The organism is Streptomyces sp. NPDC030799, from assembly GCF_055572255.1.
On record NZ_JBVIDS010000014.1, the window covers coordinates 277,569 to 294,340 of the forward strand.

The 16,772-nt window shown below is 72.2% G+C and carries 13 protein-coding genes; 4 read left to right on the forward strand and 9 right to left on the reverse strand.

What is annotated here, in order from left to right; all coding sequences use genetic code 11:
• Positions 1–202: 202 nt before the first annotated feature.
• The 4 genes from recX to ACZ41I_RS32140 form a co-directional block, all read right to left on the reverse strand.
• Positions 203–1,051, reverse strand: coding sequence for a recombination regulator RecX (gene recX, locus ACZ41I_RS32125; RefSeq protein WP_468515708.1), 849 nt, complete (start codon positions 1,049–1,051; stop codon positions 203–205).
• Between the two features lie 3 nt (positions 1,052–1,054).
• A complete protein-coding gene (gene recA, locus ACZ41I_RS32130; RefSeq protein ID WP_363217717.1) occupies positions 1,055–2,182 on the reverse strand; it encodes a recombinase RecA in 1,128 nt (375 codons plus the stop codon).
• 230 nt (positions 2,183–2,412) lie between these two features.
• Positions 2,413–3,657 carry an AI-2E family transporter gene (locus tag ACZ41I_RS32135; protein WP_363217716.1) on the reverse strand — a complete coding sequence of 415 codons (1,245 nt, stop codon included), beginning with the start codon at positions 3,655–3,657 and terminating at the stop codon, positions 2,413–2,415.
• A 114-nt stretch (positions 3,658–3,771) separates the two neighbouring features.
• Positions 3,772–3,966 carry a DUF3046 domain-containing protein gene (locus ACZ41I_RS32140; protein ID WP_399772557.1) on the reverse strand — a complete coding sequence of 65 codons (195 nt, stop codon included), beginning with the start codon at positions 3,964–3,966 and terminating at the stop codon, positions 3,772–3,774.
• A gap of 80 nt (positions 3,967–4,046) precedes the next feature.
• Between ACZ41I_RS32140 and ACZ41I_RS32145 the strand changes: the two genes are divergently transcribed.
• The 4 genes from ACZ41I_RS32145 to ACZ41I_RS32160 all read left to right on the forward strand — a co-directional run bounded on the left by ACZ41I_RS32145 (position 4,047) and on the right by ACZ41I_RS32160 (position 12,462).
• Positions 4,047–4,991, forward strand: a complete 945-nt coding sequence (locus ACZ41I_RS32145; protein ID WP_399772560.1) for a hypothetical protein — start codon at positions 4,047–4,049, stop codon at positions 4,989–4,991.
• Between the two features lie 695 nt (positions 4,992–5,686).
• The gene (locus ACZ41I_RS32150) at positions 5,687–10,684 is read left to right on the forward strand and encodes an ATP-dependent helicase (protein WP_468515709.1); all 4,998 of its coding nucleotides are present in this window, start codon (positions 5,687–5,689) and stop codon (positions 10,682–10,684) included.
• Positions 10,685–10,734: 50 nt separating this feature from the next.
• Entirely contained in the window at positions 10,735–11,574 is an 840-nt protein-coding gene (locus ACZ41I_RS32155; RefSeq protein WP_468515710.1) for an Fpg/Nei family DNA glycosylase, read from the forward strand.
• Between the two features lie 123 nt (positions 11,575–11,697).
• On the forward strand, positions 11,698–12,462 hold the full coding sequence (locus ACZ41I_RS32160; RefSeq protein ID WP_363217710.1) for an SDR family NAD(P)-dependent oxidoreductase: 765 nt from the start codon (positions 11,698–11,700) through the stop codon (positions 12,460–12,462).
• 350 nt (positions 12,463–12,812) lie between these two features.
• Here ACZ41I_RS32160 and ACZ41I_RS32165 read toward each other — a convergent pair whose 3' ends face one another.
• The 5 genes from ACZ41I_RS32165 to rimO all read right to left on the reverse strand — a co-directional run bounded on the left by ACZ41I_RS32165 (position 12,813) and on the right by rimO (position 16,730).
• Complete coding sequence (locus tag ACZ41I_RS32165) at positions 12,813–13,283, reverse strand: Dps family protein (RefSeq protein ID WP_399772586.1); 471 nt, start codon at positions 13,281–13,283, stop codon at positions 12,813–12,815.
• 193 nt (positions 13,284–13,476) lie between these two features.
• The gene (locus tag ACZ41I_RS32170; RefSeq protein WP_014675397.1) at positions 13,477–13,851 is read right to left on the reverse strand and encodes a helix-turn-helix domain-containing protein; all 375 of its coding nucleotides are present in this window, start codon (positions 13,849–13,851) and stop codon (positions 13,477–13,479) included.
• Between the two features lie 109 nt (positions 13,852–13,960).
• Positions 13,961–14,506, reverse strand: a complete 546-nt coding sequence (locus ACZ41I_RS32175) for a CinA family protein (protein WP_363217707.1) — start codon at positions 14,504–14,506, stop codon at positions 13,961–13,963.
• A complete protein-coding gene (gene pgsA / locus ACZ41I_RS32180; RefSeq protein WP_363217706.1) occupies positions 14,503–15,261 on the reverse strand; it encodes a CDP-diacylglycerol--glycerol-3-phosphate 3-phosphatidyltransferase in 759 nt (252 codons plus the stop codon). The genes ACZ41I_RS32175 and pgsA overlap by 4 nt, the downstream gene beginning before the upstream one ends.
• Complete coding sequence (rimO, locus tag ACZ41I_RS32185; RefSeq protein WP_363217705.1) at positions 15,258–16,730, reverse strand: 30S ribosomal protein S12 methylthiotransferase RimO; 1,473 nt, start codon at positions 16,728–16,730, stop codon at positions 15,258–15,260. The genes pgsA and rimO overlap by 4 nt, the downstream gene beginning before the upstream one ends.
• Positions 16,731–16,772: the final 42 nt, after the last annotated feature.

Sequence of the window (16,772 nt, forward strand, 5' to 3'; positions counted from 1 at the left end):
TCTGTTGTACGCGTCGGCCGGAGTCATACGCGGCCGGCCTCGGCAAAGGTGCCTGCCGTGGTCCGGAGCGTGCGTACAGGTTCGTCCGTGCGTGCCCGGGAGAGCACTGCGGTGGCCCGGCGTCTTCGACGGGGGTTACCCCCACCGCGGGCCTTGAGGGCCCGGAGAGACCCGCGTTCCGGAGCCCGCCCGCCCCGAGGACTCAGTAGTCCCCTTCTCCGAGGTACTCCATGTCCTCGCCCTCTTCCTCCAGGGCCTGGCGGACGAGGCGGAGGGCCATGCCCTCGGGATACCCCTTGCGGGCGAGCATGCCGGCGAGGCGGCGGATCCGCTTGTCCCGGTCGAGGCCCCGGGTCGCGCGCAGTTTGCGGGCCACCAGCTCGCGGGCCGTCGCCTCCTCCTGCTCGGAGTCGAGCTGGGAGACGGCCTCGTCGATCAGTGCCGAGTCGACTCCCTTGGTGCGCAGTTCCTGGGCGAGCGCCCGGCGCGCGAGTCCCCGGCCATGGTGCCGGGACTCCACCCAGGCGTCCGCGAACGCGCTGTCGTCGATCAGACCGACCTCCTCGAACCGCGACAGCACCTCCTCGGCCACGTCCTCGGGGATCTCCCGCTTGCGCAGGGCGTCCGCGAGCTGCTTGCGGGTGCGCGGGGTCCCGGTGAGCAGGCGCAGGCAGATCGCCCGTGCCCGCTCAGCCGGGTCCCCAGAAGACTCCCCCCGCTCGGCCCTCGACGAGGAAGGGGCGCCTTCGTCCTCACCGGGTGCGTCCCCGAAGCCGCGCCGCCGCCGGCCACGCCCCCGGCCGCCGCGCGGGCCGCCGCCACTGCCGGGCGAGCCGTCCCCGTACGGTCCGCCGCCCGGGTCGCCCAGGCGGGCGCGGCCGTCATCGCCGTGTCCCGCCGCTCCGCGGTACTCGTGGTGCCCGTCGTCACCGTCGTCCCGGTATCCGTCGTCACCGCCCGGTGTGGAGTCCGGGTGGCCCCCGGTGCCCCTCCCCCGTGGGGCGCCGGGGGTGAGGTGCTCGTACTCCGCCCAGTCGGTTCGTCGTGTCACGGGTCAGCTCTTGGCTGCGGCGGCCTTGGGCTTGGTGGCCTTGGCGGCTGCCGGGGCGGGCGCGGCCTTGGCGTCGTCGCCGGCCGTGGTGGTGACCGCCGCGTCCGCGCCCGGTTCGGCTGCGGGCTCCTCCGGCCGGACACCGACGCCCAGCTTCTCCTTGATCTTCTTCTCGATCTCGTTGGCCAGGTCGGGGTTGTCCTTGAGGAAGTTGCGGGCGTTCTCCTTGCCCTGGCCGAGCTGGTCGCCCTCGTAGGTGTACCAGGCGCCGGCCTTGCGGACGAAGCCGTGCTCCACGCCCATGTCGATCAGACCGCCCTCGCGGCTGATGCCCTGGCCGTAGAGGATGTCGAACTCGGCCTGCTTGAAGGGCGGGGCGACCTTGTTCTTGACGACCTTGCAGCGGGTGCGGTTGCCGACCGCCTCCGTGCCGTCCTTCAGCGTCTCGATGCGGCGGATGTCGATGCGCACCGAGGCGTAGAACTTCAGCGCGCGGCCACCCGTCGTGGTCTCCGGGGAGCCGAACATCACGCCGATCTTCTCGCGGAGCTGGTTGATGAAGATCGCGGTGGTCTTGGACTGGTTGAGCGCGCTGGTGATCTTCCGCAGGGCCTGGCTCATCAGACGGGCCTGCAGACCGACGTGGCTGTCGCCCATCTCGCCCTCGATCTCCGCGCGCGGGACGAGCGCGGCGACGGAGTCGATGACGATGAGGTCGAGCGCGCCGGAGCGGACGAGCATGTCCACGATCTCCAGCGCCTGCTCGCCGTTGTCCGGCTGGGAGAGGATCAGGTTGTCGATGTCGACGCCGAGCTTGCGCGCGTACTCGGGGTCGAGGGCGTGTTCGGCGTCCACGAAGGCGACCTGGCCGCCGGCCTTCTGCGCGTTCGCCACCGCGTGCAGGGTCAGGGTCGTCTTACCGGAGGACTCCGGTCCGTAGATCTCCACGACACGGCCGCGCGGCAGGCCGCCGACGCCGAGGGCGACGTCCAGTGCGGTCGACCCGGTCGGGATGACCTCGATGGGCTCCTTCGACCGCTCGCCCATGCGCATGACCGCGCCCTTGCCGAATTGCCGTTCAATCTGTGCGAGCGCGGCGTCGAGCGCCTTCTCGCGGTCGGTTCCTGCCATGGGTTCCACCCGGTTTGCTTGAGTCGATCGCTTCACGTCAAAGACGCTAACGCCTGCCACTGACAATGCGCCCCGACGCAGGCCCAGCCTGTGGATAACCGAGGGACTTCCGCCCGCAAAACGGGACGAAGTCCACTGCCGAAAGCCTTGCCTGAGCCTCCATAGGAATGGATGTTCGATTTTTCTGTCAAGCGAACCAGGCGGCGCCGGCGCTCCGAGGCTCGCCGGCCCTACGACTCCTCCGCCTCCGGCCGCCGGGCCCGCAGCCGGCGTATGCGTGCCGGGATTCCGGGACCACCCGGTCCCCGGCCGCGGTGCCCGTGCACCCTGGGATCGTCCGTGACGGCGTACCGCTTCACATACGCTCCGAGGAAGGCCTGGAGGGTGGCGACCGCCGGGATGGCGATCAGCGCACCGACGGCACCCAGCAGCGCGGTGCCCGCGATGACGGAACCGAAGGCGACCGCCGGGTGGATGTCGACCGTCCTGGCCGTCAGCTTGGGCTGGAGCATGTAGTTCTCCAGTTGTTGGTAGACCACTACGAACGCCAGCACCCACACCGCGTACCAGGGCTCGACGGTGAACGCGATCAGCATCGGCAGCGCCCCCGCGAGGTAGGTGCCGATGGTGGGGATGAACTGCGAGACCAGGCCCACCCAGACACCGAGCACGGGCGCGTAGGGCACCCCCAGGGCCTGGAGCAGGATGTAGTGGGCGATGCCGGAGATGAGCGCCATCAGACCGCGCGAGTAGAGATAGCCGCCCGTCTTGTCGACGGCGATCTCCCAGGCGCGCAGCACTTCGGTCTGGCGGGCGGGCGGCAGGACGGAGCACAGCGCGCGGCGCAGCCGGGGACCGTCGGCGGCGAAGTAGAACGAGAACAGCCCCACCGTCAGCAGCTGGAACAGTCCGCCGAGCACCTGCGCGGAAACGTCCAGGACACCGGCGGCACTGGTCTGCGCGTACTTGCGCAGCCAGTCGGAGTGGAGCAGGCCCTCCTGGACGTCCACACGCCGCAGCTCCATGTGGAAGGTCTCATTGATCCAGTTGATGAGCGAGTCGAGGTAGTCGGGGAAGCCCTCGACCATCTTGATGATCTGGCCGGCCAGCATGGAACCGAGCAATGTGACGAACCCGGCGGCGGCGATCGCCAACCCGAGGAAGACCAGGAAGGTGGCGAGCCCCCGGCGCATGCCGCGGGCGGCCATCCGGCTCACCGCCGGCTCTATCGCGAGCGCCAGGAAGAACGCGATCAATATATTGATCAACAGACTGGTCAACTGGTGGAAGGCCCAGCTGCCGAGCTGGAACGCGGCGATCAACGCGAGCGCGAGCACCATGGCACGCGGCAGCCAGCGCGGCATGCGGCCGCCCGGAGCGACGGCGCCGGGAGCCGGGGGCGGGTCGGGCGGTGTCGTACCGGTCGGTGCCGCTTGCCGGGGAAGCGGCTCGTGGGTCTCGTCAGTGGGTGCCACGCGCCAAGTCTCGCCCACACCGCCGACAACCGGCGCCCACCTGCGATCTTTGTGACCGATCGGTGCCGTGGGGCCGACCGTGCTCAGGGACGACCGAGGCGTTTCGGGCAGCGGTCAGCGCCGCTCGCCGGGCACGTCCATGACCGTGCAGACCACGCGCCACACGTCCTTCGCGTCCCAGCCGGCGTCCAGTGCCTCGTTCACTGTGCGTTGACCCAGCTCCGACATGACGTGATCGCGCGCGAAGGTTTCGGCGTACCCCGAACCGAAGTGTTCCGCCATCCGCTGCCAGAAGACCGTCAACCGCATGACTCCAGTATCCCGCCCCTGGGTGTGGGCCCCGGCCCGGAGCGCTTGCCGAGACCGCTTTCCGTCCTACGGTCTGACGCATGGCCGAAACCGGAGCTTCCCCGCTCCCCTCCCCGACCCCGGCGCGCTCCCCGCTCTTCCGCGCCGAGCAGTTCGTGTGGCTCACCGCGCGCGTGCTGGAACAGCGCCTCTTCGCGTACCACTTCCTGCACGGCACCCCGGACGCGGTGGAGGCGGCGCTGGACGCCTACCGCAACGAGGACGGCGGATACGGGCACGCGCTGGAGCCCGATCTGCGCGGTCCCGTGAGCCAGCCCCTGCACACCGCGCACGCGCTGCGCGTCCTGGACGCCGTCGGGCGCTGCGGCGGGCAGCGGATCGAGCGCGTGTGCCGCTATCTGACCTCGGTCTCCACAGCGGACGGCGCCCTGCCGGCGATCCGTCCCAGCCAGCGCGGGTATCCGACGGCACCGTTCGTCCCGGTCGTCGACGATCCTCCCAGCGAGCTGCTCGCCACCGGGCCGGTGGTCGGGCTGCTGCACCGCAATGAGGTGTGGCACGCCTGGTTGTTCCGGGCCACGGACTTCTGCTGGCAGGCAGTGGAGTCCCTGGACAAGTCCCACCCGTACGAGGTGGAGGCCGCCGTGGCGTTCCTGGACTCCGCTCCGGACCGCTCGCGCGCGGAGGCCGCCGCGGACCGGCTCGGCCGCATGGTGCGGGAGCAACGGCTTGCGGCACTCGACCCGGACCGGCTCGACGCGTATCCGGTCGCGTCCGGCTACGCCCCCGGCGAGCACCACTTCCCGCACGACTTCGCCAGGAGTCCGGAGTCGCTTGCGCGCGCGTGGTTCACGGACGAGGAGATGGCACGGTCCCTTGATCACCTGGCCGCCGAGCAGCAGGACGACGGCGGCTGGCCGATCCGGTGGCGCCAGTGGGCGCCGGCCCCCGCGCTGGAGGCACGCGCCATGGTCACCATCGGGGCGCTGTGCACGCTGCGGGCATACGGCCGTTTCGTGGGCTGAGCCGGCGCCCTGGGGTGCGACTCATGCGGGCGGCAGCATGCCGTGGGCGTCAGGGAACGCCCGCAGTGGCGGGAACGGCTGGTGCCGAGGTCGGGTGGCCGGCCGTTCCGGGCCGGCGGCTCGGCCGTCCGCTCGTTCAGCACAGCACGCGCGTGCCGCGATACCGGCCGCGGCCGTGCGCACCAGCCGCTGGGGCGACGGGCCGCCGTTCGGTCGCAGCAGCCGGGTCACGACGCCCCGCAGCAGGGTGTCGGGGGCCGCCGCGCTGCCCTCGTCGGCGGCGCGGAGCCACCTGGTGGACCGGGCGGGCGTATGGCGGAGGAACGGCCTTGTGGACCTACCGGGCCCCAGCGGGTCCCCACCCGGCGGGCCCGTCGCACCGCCGGTGCCGCGCACCACGCTCCCTGGCCGGTCCCGCTCCTTCCCCGGTGGTCCCTGCCGCCGGTCCCGCTCCCCCGCCAGTCCCGCTCCTCCCCTCGGCCGATCCCCGCTCCTCCTCCCCCGGCCGATCCCCGCCTCCTCCCCCGGCCGGTCTCCGCTCCTCTCCCCGCCGTTCCGTTCGTCGGCCTGCCCCCTTCGACCCGCCATACGCCCGCTCTCGGCCCCACCACCCGCGACCGGCCCCCGCGCACTCCGGCCGCACGGCGTTTGCCCAGGTCAGCTCGATTGTCAGTGGCCGGGTGCAGGATGGACGCATGGTCAGCTCCGCACACCGAGCCCTCGACGGCTTCTCCCCCGCGACCCGCGGCTGGTTCATGGGGGCGTTCTCCGCGCCCACCGCGGCCCAGGCCGGGGCGTGGCAGGCCATCGGCGCGGGTGCGGACGTGCTGGTGGTGGCCCCGACCGGATCGGGCAAGACGCTGGCCGCGTTCCTCGCCGCCCTTGATCAGCTGGCCTCGACCCCGCCTCCGGCCGACCCGAAGAAGCGCTGCCGGGTTCTCTATGTCTCTCCGCTGAAGGCCCTCGCGGTCGACGTCGAGCGGAATCTGCGCAGCCCGCTCACCGGCATCCGGCAGGAGTCCGTGCGCCTGGGCCTGCCCGAGCCCGAGGTCAGGGTCGGCATCCGCTCCGGTGACACACCGGCGGCCGAGCGGCGGGCCCTGTCCACCCGCCCGCCGGACATCCTGATCACCACCCCCGAGTCGCTGTTCCTGATGCTGACCTCGGCCACGCGCGACGCGCTGACGGGCGTGGAGACGGTGATCCTCGACGAGGTGCACGCGGTCGCGGGCACCAAGCGCGGTGCCCATCTCGCGCTTTCCCTGGAGCGGCTGGACGAACTGCTGCCGAAGCCGGCCCGGCGGATCGGCCTGTCGGCGACCGTCCGCCCGGTGGACGAGGTGGCCCGGTATCTCTCGCCCCGCCGCAAGGTGGAGATCGTCCAGCCGGAGTCCGGCAAGGAGTTCGACCTGTCCGTGGTCGTCCCGGTCGAGGACATGGGCGAGCTGGGCGGTTCCCCGGCGGCCGACGCGGGCGAGGGCGCCGAGCGGCCCTCGATCTGGCCGCATGTGGAGGAGCGGATCGCCGACCTGGTCCAGTCCCATCGCTCCACGATCGTGTTCGCCAACTCCCGTCGCCTCGCCGAGCGGCTGTGCAACCGGCTGAACGAGATCGCCTACGAGCGGGCGACCGGCGAGACGTTGGACGAGCACCACTCCCCGGCCCAGCTGATGGGCGGTTCGGGCGCGGCCCAGGGCGCGCCGCCGGTGATCGCCCGCGCGCACCACGGTTCGGTCTCCAAGGAGCAGCGCGCCCTGGTCGAGGAGGATCTGAAGGCGGGCCGGCTGCCCGCCGTGGTCGCCACGTCCAGTCTGGAGCTGGGCATCGACATGGGCGCCGTCGACCTGGTCGTGCAGGTCGAGTCCCCGCCCTCGGTAGCCTCCGGGCTCCAGCGGGTCGGCCGCGCGGGACACCAGGTCGGCGCCGTCTCCACCGGTGTCGTCTTCCCCAAGTACCGCGGTGATCTGGTCCAGGCGGCCGTGGTCACCGAGCGGATGCGCTCGGGCTCGATCGAGTCCCTGAAGGTGCCCGCGAACCCGCTGGACGTGCTCGCACAGCAACTGGTCGCCATGACGGCACTGGACACCTGGCAGTTCGACGACCTGCTCGCCGTGGTCCGCCGTGCTGCCCCCTTCGCATCGCTGCCCGAGTCGGCGTTCACGGCGGTCCTCGACATGCTCGCCGGCCGCTACCCGTCCGACGCCTTCGCGGAACTGCGCCCGCGCGTGGTGTGGGACCGTGTGACCGGCGAGATCACCGGCCGCCCCGGCGCCCAGCGGCTCGCCGTCACCTCGGGCGGCACCATCCCCGACCGCGGCCTGTTCGGGGTCTTCCTCGCCGGTTCGGACCCCAAGAAGGGCGGCGGCCGGGTCGGCGAGCTCGACGAGGAGATGGTCTACGAGTCCCGGGTCGGTGACGTCTTCACGCTCGGCACGAGTTCCTGGCGCATCGAGGACATCACCCGCGACCGGGTCCTGGTCTCCCCGGCTCCCGGTGTGCCGGGGCGGCTCCCCTTCTGGAAGGGGGACCAGCTGGGCCGCCCGCTCGAACTGGGCCGTGCGGTGGGCGCGTTCCTGCGCGAGGTCGGCTCGCTCCGCAAGGACGACGCCCGGCTGCGCCTGCTGGCGGCGGGCCTCGACGCGTGGGCGGCGGACAACGTGCTGTCGTACCTGGACGAGCAGCGCGAGGCCTGCGGTCATGTCCCGGACGACCGCACGATCGTCGTGGAGCGCTTCCGTGACGAGCTGGGCGACTGGCGGGTCGTCGTCCACTCCCCCTTCGGCGCCCAGGTGCACGCCCCCTGGGCCCTCGCTCTCGGCGCCCGCCTGTCCGAGCGGTACGGCATGGACGCGCAGGTCATGCACGCCGACGACGGCATCGTGCTGCGCCTGCCGGATGCCGACCTGATGGGCCTGGACCTGCTCGACCAGGAGCCGCTGAGGGCCGGCACGGAGTACGACAGCGAGCAGGCGCCCGTCGGCGCGGCGGACGTCGCCTTCGACAAGGGCGAGGTCGACCAGATCGTCACCGACCAGGTCGGCGGCTCCGCCCTGTTCGCCTCCCGGTTCCGCGAGTGCGCCGCACGCGCGCTGCTGCTGCCGCGCCGCAACCCCGGCAAGCGCACCCCGCTGTGGCAGCAGCGCCAGCGCGCGGCCCAACTGCTCCAGGTGGCAAGCGAATTCGGCTCGTTCCCGATCGTCCTGGAAGCGGTCCGCGAATGTCTCCAGGACGTCTTCGACGTCCCCGGGCTCGCCGAGCTGATGGGCGACATCGAGTCCCGCAAGGTGCGCCTGGTCGAGGTCACCACCCCCGAGCCGTCCCCGTTCGCCCGCTCGCTCCTGTTCGGGTACGTCGCCCAGTTCCTGTACGAGGGCGACTCCCCGCTGGCCGAGCGCCGCGCCGCCGCGCTCTCCCTGGACTCCCGGCTGCTGGCCGAGCTGCTGGGCCAGGCAGAACTGCGTGAGCTGCTGGACGCCGAGGTACTGACCGAGCTGGAACGCGAGCTGCAGTGGCTCACCGAGGACCGCCGGGTCAAGGACGTGGAGGGCGTGGCCGATGTGCTGCGGCTGCTCGGTCCGCTGACCGACGCCGAGCTGATCGCCCGCGGCGCGGATCCGCAGTGGGCGCGCGAGCTGGCCGGCGCGCGCCGGGCCATCAAGGTGCGGATCGCCGGCGCCGACCACTGGGCGGCGGTCGAGGACGCGGGCCGGCTGCGCGACGCGCTCGGCACGGCACTGCCGGTCGGCGTGCCCGAGGCCTTCACCGAGCCGGTCAAGGACCCGCTCGGCGATCTCCTGGCCCGCTATGCCCGCACGCACGGCCCGTTCACGTCCGCCACTGCGGCGGCACGCTTCGGCCTCGGTGTGGCGGTCACCGAGGGCGCCCTGCAACGGCTCGCCGGCAACGGCCGGGTGGTGCAGGGCGAGTTCCACCCGGCGGGCATCGGTCAGGAGTGGTGCGACGCGGCCGTACTGCGCCGCCTGCGCCGCCGCTCCCTGGCGGCCCTGCGCCACGAACTGGAGCCCGTGCCACCGGCCGCGTTCGCCCAGTTCCTGCCGCAGTGGCAGCACATCGGGACGGGCCATGGTCTGCGTGGCATCGACGGACTGGTGCGCGCCGTCGAGCAGTTGCAGGGCGCCTCCGTGCCCGCCTCCGCCCTGGAGAAGCTCGTTCTGCCCTCCCGTGTGGCGAACTACGCGCCCTCGATGCTCGACGAGCTGACCGCCGCCGGCGAGGTGGTGTGGGCCGGCGCGGGCGCGCTGCCCGGCAAGGACGGCTGGGTCTCGCTCTATCTGGCGGACGCCGCCCCCGTGCTGCTCCCGCCGCCGCACCCCCTGGAGCTGACCGCGCTCCACCAGTCCGTGCTGGACGCGCTCTCCGGCGGCTACGGTCTGTTCTTCCGCCAGATCGCCGACCAGGTCCGTGCCACCACCCACCCCGACGTCACCGACCCCCAACTGGCCGACGCCCTGTGGGACCTGGCCTGGTCGGGCCGGCTCACCAACGACACCCTGGCGCCGATGCGCTCCCTGCTGGGTTCGGGCCGTACGGCGGGGTCGACCGCCCACCGCGCCAAGCGCGCCGTGCCACGCGGGCGCTACGGCTCCCTGACGGCTGCCGCGCGCACCGCGTCCCGTACGGGCCCGCCAACGGTCGCCGGCCGCTGGTCCCTGCTTCCGGCGGCCGAACCGGATGCCACCGTGCGCGCCCACGCGCTGGCCCGCACCCTCCTGGACCGGCACGGCGTGGTCACCCGAGGGGCGGTCGCCGCGGAGGGGATCGAGGGCGGGTTCTCGGCGGTGTACCGCGTGCTGTCCGCCTTCGAGGAGAGCGGCCAGGCGCGGCGCGGTTACGTGGTCGAGGGCCTGGGCGCGGCCCAGTTCGCCATGGACGGCGCGGTGGACCGGCTCCGCGCGGTGTCCAACGCCCGAGAACGCGGTGAGAGCCTGACCGCCGCTGCCCCCGGGAACGGCTACCCGCACCCCTCGGGCGCCTTTGCCGCACCGGCGTTCCCGGACGACTTCGGCGGCGGCGACGGCGCACCCCATGAACACCTTCCCCCCGGCGCCTCGGGCGGGTCGGACGGCGGCTTCGCGCATCCCGGCCTCGACGGCGACTTCACCTGGCCACCGGTGGATCCCGCGCCCGCCCCGGGCGACTACGTCTCCCCCCGCGACCTCGCCGACCCCTTCGGTTCCCCCGGCTACGGCGGCCCCCGCGGAGGCGGAGCCGGCGCCGGCTCCTACGGCTCGCCGGCGTACCGGGCGTACGGCAGTGGTCGTACGGGCACGTCCTCGCCCGACCCTCGTGCCGTGGTCCTCGCCGCGGCCGACCCCGCCAACGCCTACGGCGCCGCCCTGTCCTGGCCCGAGCCTCCGACCGGTGCCGGACACAAACCGGGCCGTAAGGCGGGCTCGCTCGTCGTCCTGGTCGAGGGGGAGCTGACCGTGTACATGGAGCGCGGCGGCAAAACGCTGCTGGCCTGGCCCGCGGGCCCGGACATCGCGCCTCCGGACGATCCCCGCCTGCGTTCGGCCGCGGATGCGCTGGCCGCGGCGGCACGCGCGGGCTCTCTCGGCACGGTCACGGTCGAGCGGATCAACGGCGCGCAGGCCCTGACCTCGCCGATAGGCACCGTTCTGGAGGCAGCGGGCTTCGTGGCCACACCGCGCGGACTGCGCCTGAGGGCGTGACCGGCCACAGCGCACCCGCAGCCGGAGACACACCGTGGCACCCTTGACCCATGCCCGAAGGTGACACGGTCTGGCAGGCCGCGAGGCGGCTGCACGAGGCCCTCGCGGGCAAGGCGCTGACCCGCAGCGACTTCCGGGTGCCGAAGTACGCGACGGTGGACCTCACCGGCCGTCGGGTGCTCAGCACGATCCCGCGCGGCAAACACCTGCTCACCCGGTTCGAGGGCGGGCTGACCCTGCACACCCATCTGCGGATGGAGGGGACCTGGAAGGTGTACGGCGCGGACGAGCGCTGGCGGGGCGGCCCGGCGCACCAGATACGTGCGGTCCTCGGCACCGTCGACCGTACGGCCGTGGGCTACCGCCTCCAGGTGCTGGAGCTGCTGCGCACGGACGAGGAGGAGCGGGTGGTCGGTCACCTGGGCCCCGACCTGCTCGGCCCGGACTGGGACCCCGAGCGCGCGCTGGCCAACCTCCTCGCCGACCCTGCCCGTCCGCTCGGCGAGGCCCTGCTCGACCAGCGCAATCTCGCCGGCATCGGCAACGTGTACAAGAGCGAGCTGTGCTTCCTGCTGGGCGTCACCCCGTGGCTCCCGGCCGGCGCGCTGCCCCCGGACCGCGCCGAGAAGCTGCCCGCGCTCGCCAAGCGACTCCTGGAGGCGAACCGCGACCGCCCGGTCCGGCAGACCACGGGCTTGCACCGGTACGACCTGTTCGTCTACGGCCGCGCGCCCCGCCCCTGTCTGCGCTGCCACACGCCGGTCCGCGTGGCCGACCAGGGCGACGGCAGCCAGGAACGCCCCACCTACTGGTGCCCCACCTGTCAGACGGGCCCCGCCCCCGGCGCACCGCAGCGCTGGCGAGACCGGTACCCCCGTCGCACCGCCTGACGACGCGTCCGCCCCGTCACGCACCCGGTGTCCACCACGCCGGCGGCAGCCGAACCAGTCACCGAGTCCGGCCGATGCACCAAGTAATTGACGACCCGTCAGAAATGCTCGTACGGTCCTTCCATGCCCCTCACCCCGTACGACCTCACCGGCCGCACCGCCTTCGTCACCGGAGCCGGCGGCGGGATCGGCCGGGCCTCCGCCGTCCTGCTCGCCGAGGCGGGCGCGGCGGTGCACTGCGCCGACCGGGACGCGGACGGTCTGCACGGCACGGCGGAGCTGATCGAGAAGCGCGGCGGCACGGCCCGTACCCATGTCCTGGACGTCACCGACCGGGCGGCGCTGGCCGAGGCGGTCCGCTCCTGCGAGCGTCTGGACGTGATGGCGGCGATCGCCGGGATCATGCACAGCAGCCCCGTGCTGGAGACCCGCGACGAGGATCTCGACCGCGTACTGAACGTCAACTTCAAAGGCGTGCTGTACGCCTGCCAGGAGGCGGCCCGTCTGATGCTCGCCCGCGCCATGCGGGGCAGCATCGTCACCATGGCGTCCGGCGCGGTCGACACCGGCGGCCCCGGACTGCTCTGCTACGGCGCGGCGAAGGCGGCCGTGGTCCAGCTGACCAAGACGCTGGCCGGCGAGGTCGGACGGCACGGCATCCGGGTCAACGCGATCGCGCCGGGCTGGATCCGCACCCCGATGACCGACCGGCACGACCGCGAGGCGCAGGTGCACACCGAGGGCGTGATGGCCCGGATGTCACCGCTGGGCCGGGTCGGTGAGCCGGAGGACGTCGCTCACGCGGTGCTGTATCTGGCGTCGGACGCGTCGGCGTTCACGACCGGTCAGATACTTCGCCCGAACGGGGGTGTGGCGATGCCCTGGTAGTGCCGCCCGCACGCCAGGCGGCCACCCAGCGCCCCGCCGGTAGCAGACCGGTCGCCTGCCCCTCCGGCACACAGTGCACCGGCAGCAGGCTCAGCCCCCATCCGCCGGCCACGACGGCGCCTTCCACAATGCCCGCGCCGTGCCCCAGGGCGATCCTCAGCACCGCCCACCACCACACGGCCCCCAGAGCCGGGAGGGCCACCCAGCGCACTATCCGTCCCACCATGCCCGCCACCACCTCCCGCCGGACGCTAGACCGCCGCACCGGCCACGCGGGAGGCGCACCGAGGGCTCACGGATGCAGCAGCGAAAGCAGCCCGTCCGGGAGCGCCCGATCCCGGCCGAACCGCTTACGCGTTCTCCGCCTGGAACATCCAGTGGTGCTTCTCCAGATCAGCGGTGATCTGGATGAAGATGTCCTGGGACACCGGATCCGGCTCCCCCGTCGCGCCCACGCGCTCCCGCATCCGGGTGATCACGGCACCCAGGGCGTCCACCATGGTCCCGACGGCGTCCGTGTCCTTGATCCACCCCGCCGGGCTGGTCTTGATGCCGCTGCCGGAGGAGACCGTGACGGCGCGCCCGTCGGGCGGCACGCCGAGGGCCGAGGCCCGCTCGGCCACGGTGTCGGAGTGGGTGCGGGCCGAGGCGACGACCTCGTCGAGCTGGAGGTGGATGGAGCGGAAGCGGGGCCCGACGACGTTCCAATGGATCTGCTTGGCGACCAGCGACAGATCCACCAGGTCGACCAGAGCGCCCTGCAGCGCCTCGGCCACGGTCTTCAGGTCCGCGTCGGCCAACGGGCTCTTCACGACGTACATCCGCTTCCTCCGGTGCTTCTGCCCCGTCACGTCCCTCCACCATGACGGCACCGACCGAGCCCGGCAAACGGGAGCAAAAGTGACGCAAGTCGCATTCGTGACCGGTAAAACGAAAGCCCCGGCGGCGCTCCCGGGTTCGTCCCGAGAAGCCCGGCCGGGGCCTCACACGTTCGCTAGACCGCGCACGCGTACGTCACGCGGCGACCACGTCCACCGCCTCCGCGGGCGCCTTGATGGTCACCCGTTCCGGTGGCACACCGGTCACCGACACCGAACCCAGCATCGGACGGACCGGGGTGGGCACGGGCTCGGTGGCCCGGGCGGACTGGGCCAGTTCGGCGAGCGCCAGCTCGTCGCTCACTTCCCGCATGAGTTCCGACATCCGTACGTCCAGCGCGTCGCAGATGGCGGCGAGCAGCTCGGAGGAAGCCTCCTTCTGCCCCCGCTCCACCTCGGAGAGATAGCCGAGTGAGACTCGGGCGGACGAGGAGACTTCGCGCAGAGTACGGCCCTGGCGTTGGCGCTGCCGACGCAGCACGTCACCCAGCAGGCGACGGAGCAGAATCATCGGTGGCTCCCTCCTCGGACCGCGTAGCCGCATCCTTCTCGCCCCACCGTACCGCCTTGCGCCGCGGCCGTGCGGGGAGCGATGTCGTGTTCACTCAGGGCTGCAAACATCAAAACCCCCCGTTCCGTTCCGTATCCTGTGCCCGCTCATTCCCGGTCTGTTCGCCCGCAAGCTCCTTCAGAAGCAGTGCGAGTACGCTCCGTACACTCTCCATACGAATTTCCGCACGGCTGCCGTTCAACCGCAGGGCCTCCACTTTTCCGCCACCGGCGGAACCGAGGCGGTCCGTGAGCGGTCCGTCGACGGCCACGAAGACCGTGCCGACCGGCTTGCCGTCCTGTGGGTCGGGGCCGGCGACTCCGGTGGTGGCGACGCCCCAGTCGGCGCCCAGCGCCTTCCGTGCTCCGGCTGCCATCTGGCCTGCGACCTGCGGATCGACCGCTCCTCGCTGGGCCAGCAGGGTGGCGTCGACACCCAGCAGCTCATGCTTCAGCTCGGTGGCGTACGCGGTGACCGAGCCCCGGAACACCTTGGACGCTCCGGGCACTGCTGTGATCTCCGCCGCCACCAGGCCACCGGTGAGCGACTCGGCGACGGCAAGGGTCTCGCCCCTCACGGTCAGTAGTCGCACCAGTTCGGTGGCCGGTGAGCTCACGCTTCCTTCTCCTCCAACGCTGCCGCACGCTCGGCGATTCCCCTTCGGCGCAGCACAATGGCTTGTCTTACGTAGTCGAGGCCGGTGACGACGGTGAGGACGACTGCTGCGGCCATCACCCAGAACCTCAGAGTGGCCAGCCAGCCCGTCAGCGCCAGGACGTACATCCCGACGGCCACTCCCTGGGTGAGGGTCTTGAGCTTGCCCCCACGACTGGCCGGGATCACTCCGTAGCGAATGACCAGAAAACGCAGCAGCGTGATACCGAGTTCCCGGCCGAGGATGACGCCCGTCACCCACCACGGCAGGTCGCCCAGGCCCGACAGACAGATGAGCGCCGCCCCCATGATGGCCTTGTCGGCGATGGGGTCGGCGATCTTCCCGAAGTCGGTGACCAGGTTGTACGTGCGCGCCAGATGCCCGTCGAACAGGTCGGTGATCATGGCGACGGCGAAGGCCGCCCAGGCCAGCGAGCGCCAGGCCGGGTCGTAGCCGCCGTTCGCCAGCATCAGCGCCACGAAACCGGGGACGAGGACCAGCCGGAGCATGGTCAGCAGATTGGCGACGTTCCAGACGCTGGCCTGGTTGACGGCCGCAGCCGCGATCTTCCCGCCGCGCGGTGCCCTGCCGCCGCCCTCGGGACCTGAGGCAGAACCGGAGACCTCGGAGGCAGCGCCGTCTGCAGCGGCGGCGGGCCCCCGGGCGCCGTGCGCGCCGGAGGAGCCGCCCGCGGCGGATGCCGGGACTCCGGTCATCTGCCCGCCTCCTCACGACACGCGAGCGAGCCGGTCAGCGGCTCGGCCACCAGGTCGACACCTTCCGTACCGACCACCTTTGCCTCGACCATACGTCCGACGGTCAGGCCTTCGCCGCTCGTGAGGAGCACCTGGCCGTCGGTCTCGGGCGCCTGGTGTGCGGCGCGGCCGTACACGCCCTCTTCCTCGTCGACGGACTCGACCAGGACGCGAACCGTGTCGCCGACGCGCTCCTCGGCGCGCTGCGAGACGAGTTCCTCGGCCAGCCGGGACACCCGCGCAAGGCGCTGGGCGACGACGTCCTCGTCGAGCTTGTCGTCGTACGTCGCCGCCTCCGTGCCCTCCTCGTCGGAGTAGCCGAAGACACCGATGGCGTCCAGGCGGGCGCCGTTCAGGAAGCGCTCCAGCTCGGCCAGGTCCGCCTCGCTCTCGCCGGGGAAGCCGACGATGAAGTTGGAGCGCACGCCGGCCTCGGGGGCCTTGGAGCGGATCGTGTCGAGCAGTTCCAGGAAGCGGTCGGTGTCGCCGAAGCGGCGCATGGCGCGCAGCACGTCGGGCGCGGAGTGCTGGAAGGACAGGTCGAAGTACGGGGCGACCTTCGGGGTGGAGGTCAGTACGTCGATCAGGCCGGGGCGCATCTCGGCCGGCTGCAGGTAGCTCACCCGCACCCGCTCGATGCCGTCGACCTCGGCCAGCTCCGGCAGCAGGGACTCCAGCAGGCGGATGTCGCCCAGGTCCTTGCCGTAGGACGTGTTGTTCTCGGAGACGAGCATGATCTCCTTCACACCCTGCTCGGCCAGCCAGCGGGTCTCGTTCAGCACATCGCTGGGGCGGCGGGAGATGAAGGAGCCGCGGAAGGACGGGATGGCGCAGAAGGAGCAGCGCCGGTCGCAGCCCGACGCGAGCTTGACCGAGGCGACCGGGGAGCCGTCCAGGCGGCGGCGCAGGGGCGCGCGCGGACCGGAGGCGGGCGCGACGCCCTCCGGGAGGTCGGCCGGGGCGTGGCCGGGCAGCGCGACGGAGGCGGCCGATTCCTGACGCTCGGCCGGGCTGATCGGGAGCAGCTTGCGGCGGTCGCGCGGGGTGTGGGAGGCGTGGATGCCGCCGGACAGGATGGTCTGCAGGCGGTCGGAGATGTCCGCGTAGTCGTCGAAGCCCAGCACGCCGTCGGCCTCGGGCAGCGCCTCGGCCAGCTCCTTGCCGTACCGCTCGGCCATACAGCCCACCGCCACGACGGCCTGGGTTCTGCCGTGATCCTTGAGGTCGTTGGCCTCGAGGAGGGCGTCGACGGAGTCCTTCTTCGCGGCCTCGACGAAGCCACAGGTGTTGACCACGGCGACGTCGGCGTCCGCGGCGTCCTCCACGAGCTGCCAGCCGTCCGCCTCCAAACGGCCTGCGAGCTCCTCGGAGTCCACCTCGTTACGGGCGCAGCCGAGAGTGACAAGGGCGACGGTACGGCGTTCAGGCATGGGCTCAAGACTACTTCGTCTCACCGACAGCCCACGTCGACG

Bases quoted from the DNA above. Each gene is read 5' to 3' on its own strand.
- ACZ41I_RS32150 (WP_468515709.1), top strand. From the start codon at position 5,687: ATGGTCAGCTCCGCACACCGAGCCCTCGACGGCTTCTCCCCCGCGACC.
- ACZ41I_RS32145 (WP_399772560.1), top strand. From the start codon at position 4,047: ATGGCCGAAACCGGAGCTTCCCCGCTCCCCTCCCCGACCCCGGCGCGC.
- recA (WP_363217717.1), bottom strand. From the start codon at position 2,182: ATGGCAGGAACCGACCGCGAGAAGGCGCTCGACGCCGCGCTCGCACAG.
- ACZ41I_RS32140 (WP_399772557.1), bottom strand. From the start codon at position 3,966: ATGCGGTTGACGGTCTTCTGGCAGCGGATGGCGGAACACTTCGGTTCG.
- ACZ41I_RS32160 (WP_363217710.1), top strand. From the start codon at position 11,698: ATGCCCCTCACCCCGTACGACCTCACCGGCCGCACCGCCTTCGTCACC.
- ACZ41I_RS32165 (WP_399772586.1), bottom strand. From the start codon at position 13,283: ATGTACGTCGTGAAGAGCCCGTTGGCCGACGCGGACCTGAAGACCGTG.
- ACZ41I_RS32155 (WP_468515710.1), top strand. From the start codon at position 10,735: ATGCCCGAAGGTGACACGGTCTGGCAGGCCGCGAGGCGGCTGCACGAG.
- pgsA (WP_363217706.1), bottom strand. From the start codon at position 15,261: ATGACCGGAGTCCCGGCATCCGCCGCGGGCGGCTCCTCCGGCGCGCAC.
- ACZ41I_RS32170 (WP_014675397.1), bottom strand. From the start codon at position 13,851: ATGATTCTGCTCCGTCGCCTGCTGGGTGACGTGCTGCGTCGGCAGCGC.
- rimO (WP_363217705.1), bottom strand. From the start codon at position 16,730: ATGCCTGAACGCCGTACCGTCGCCCTTGTCACTCTCGGCTGCGCCCGT.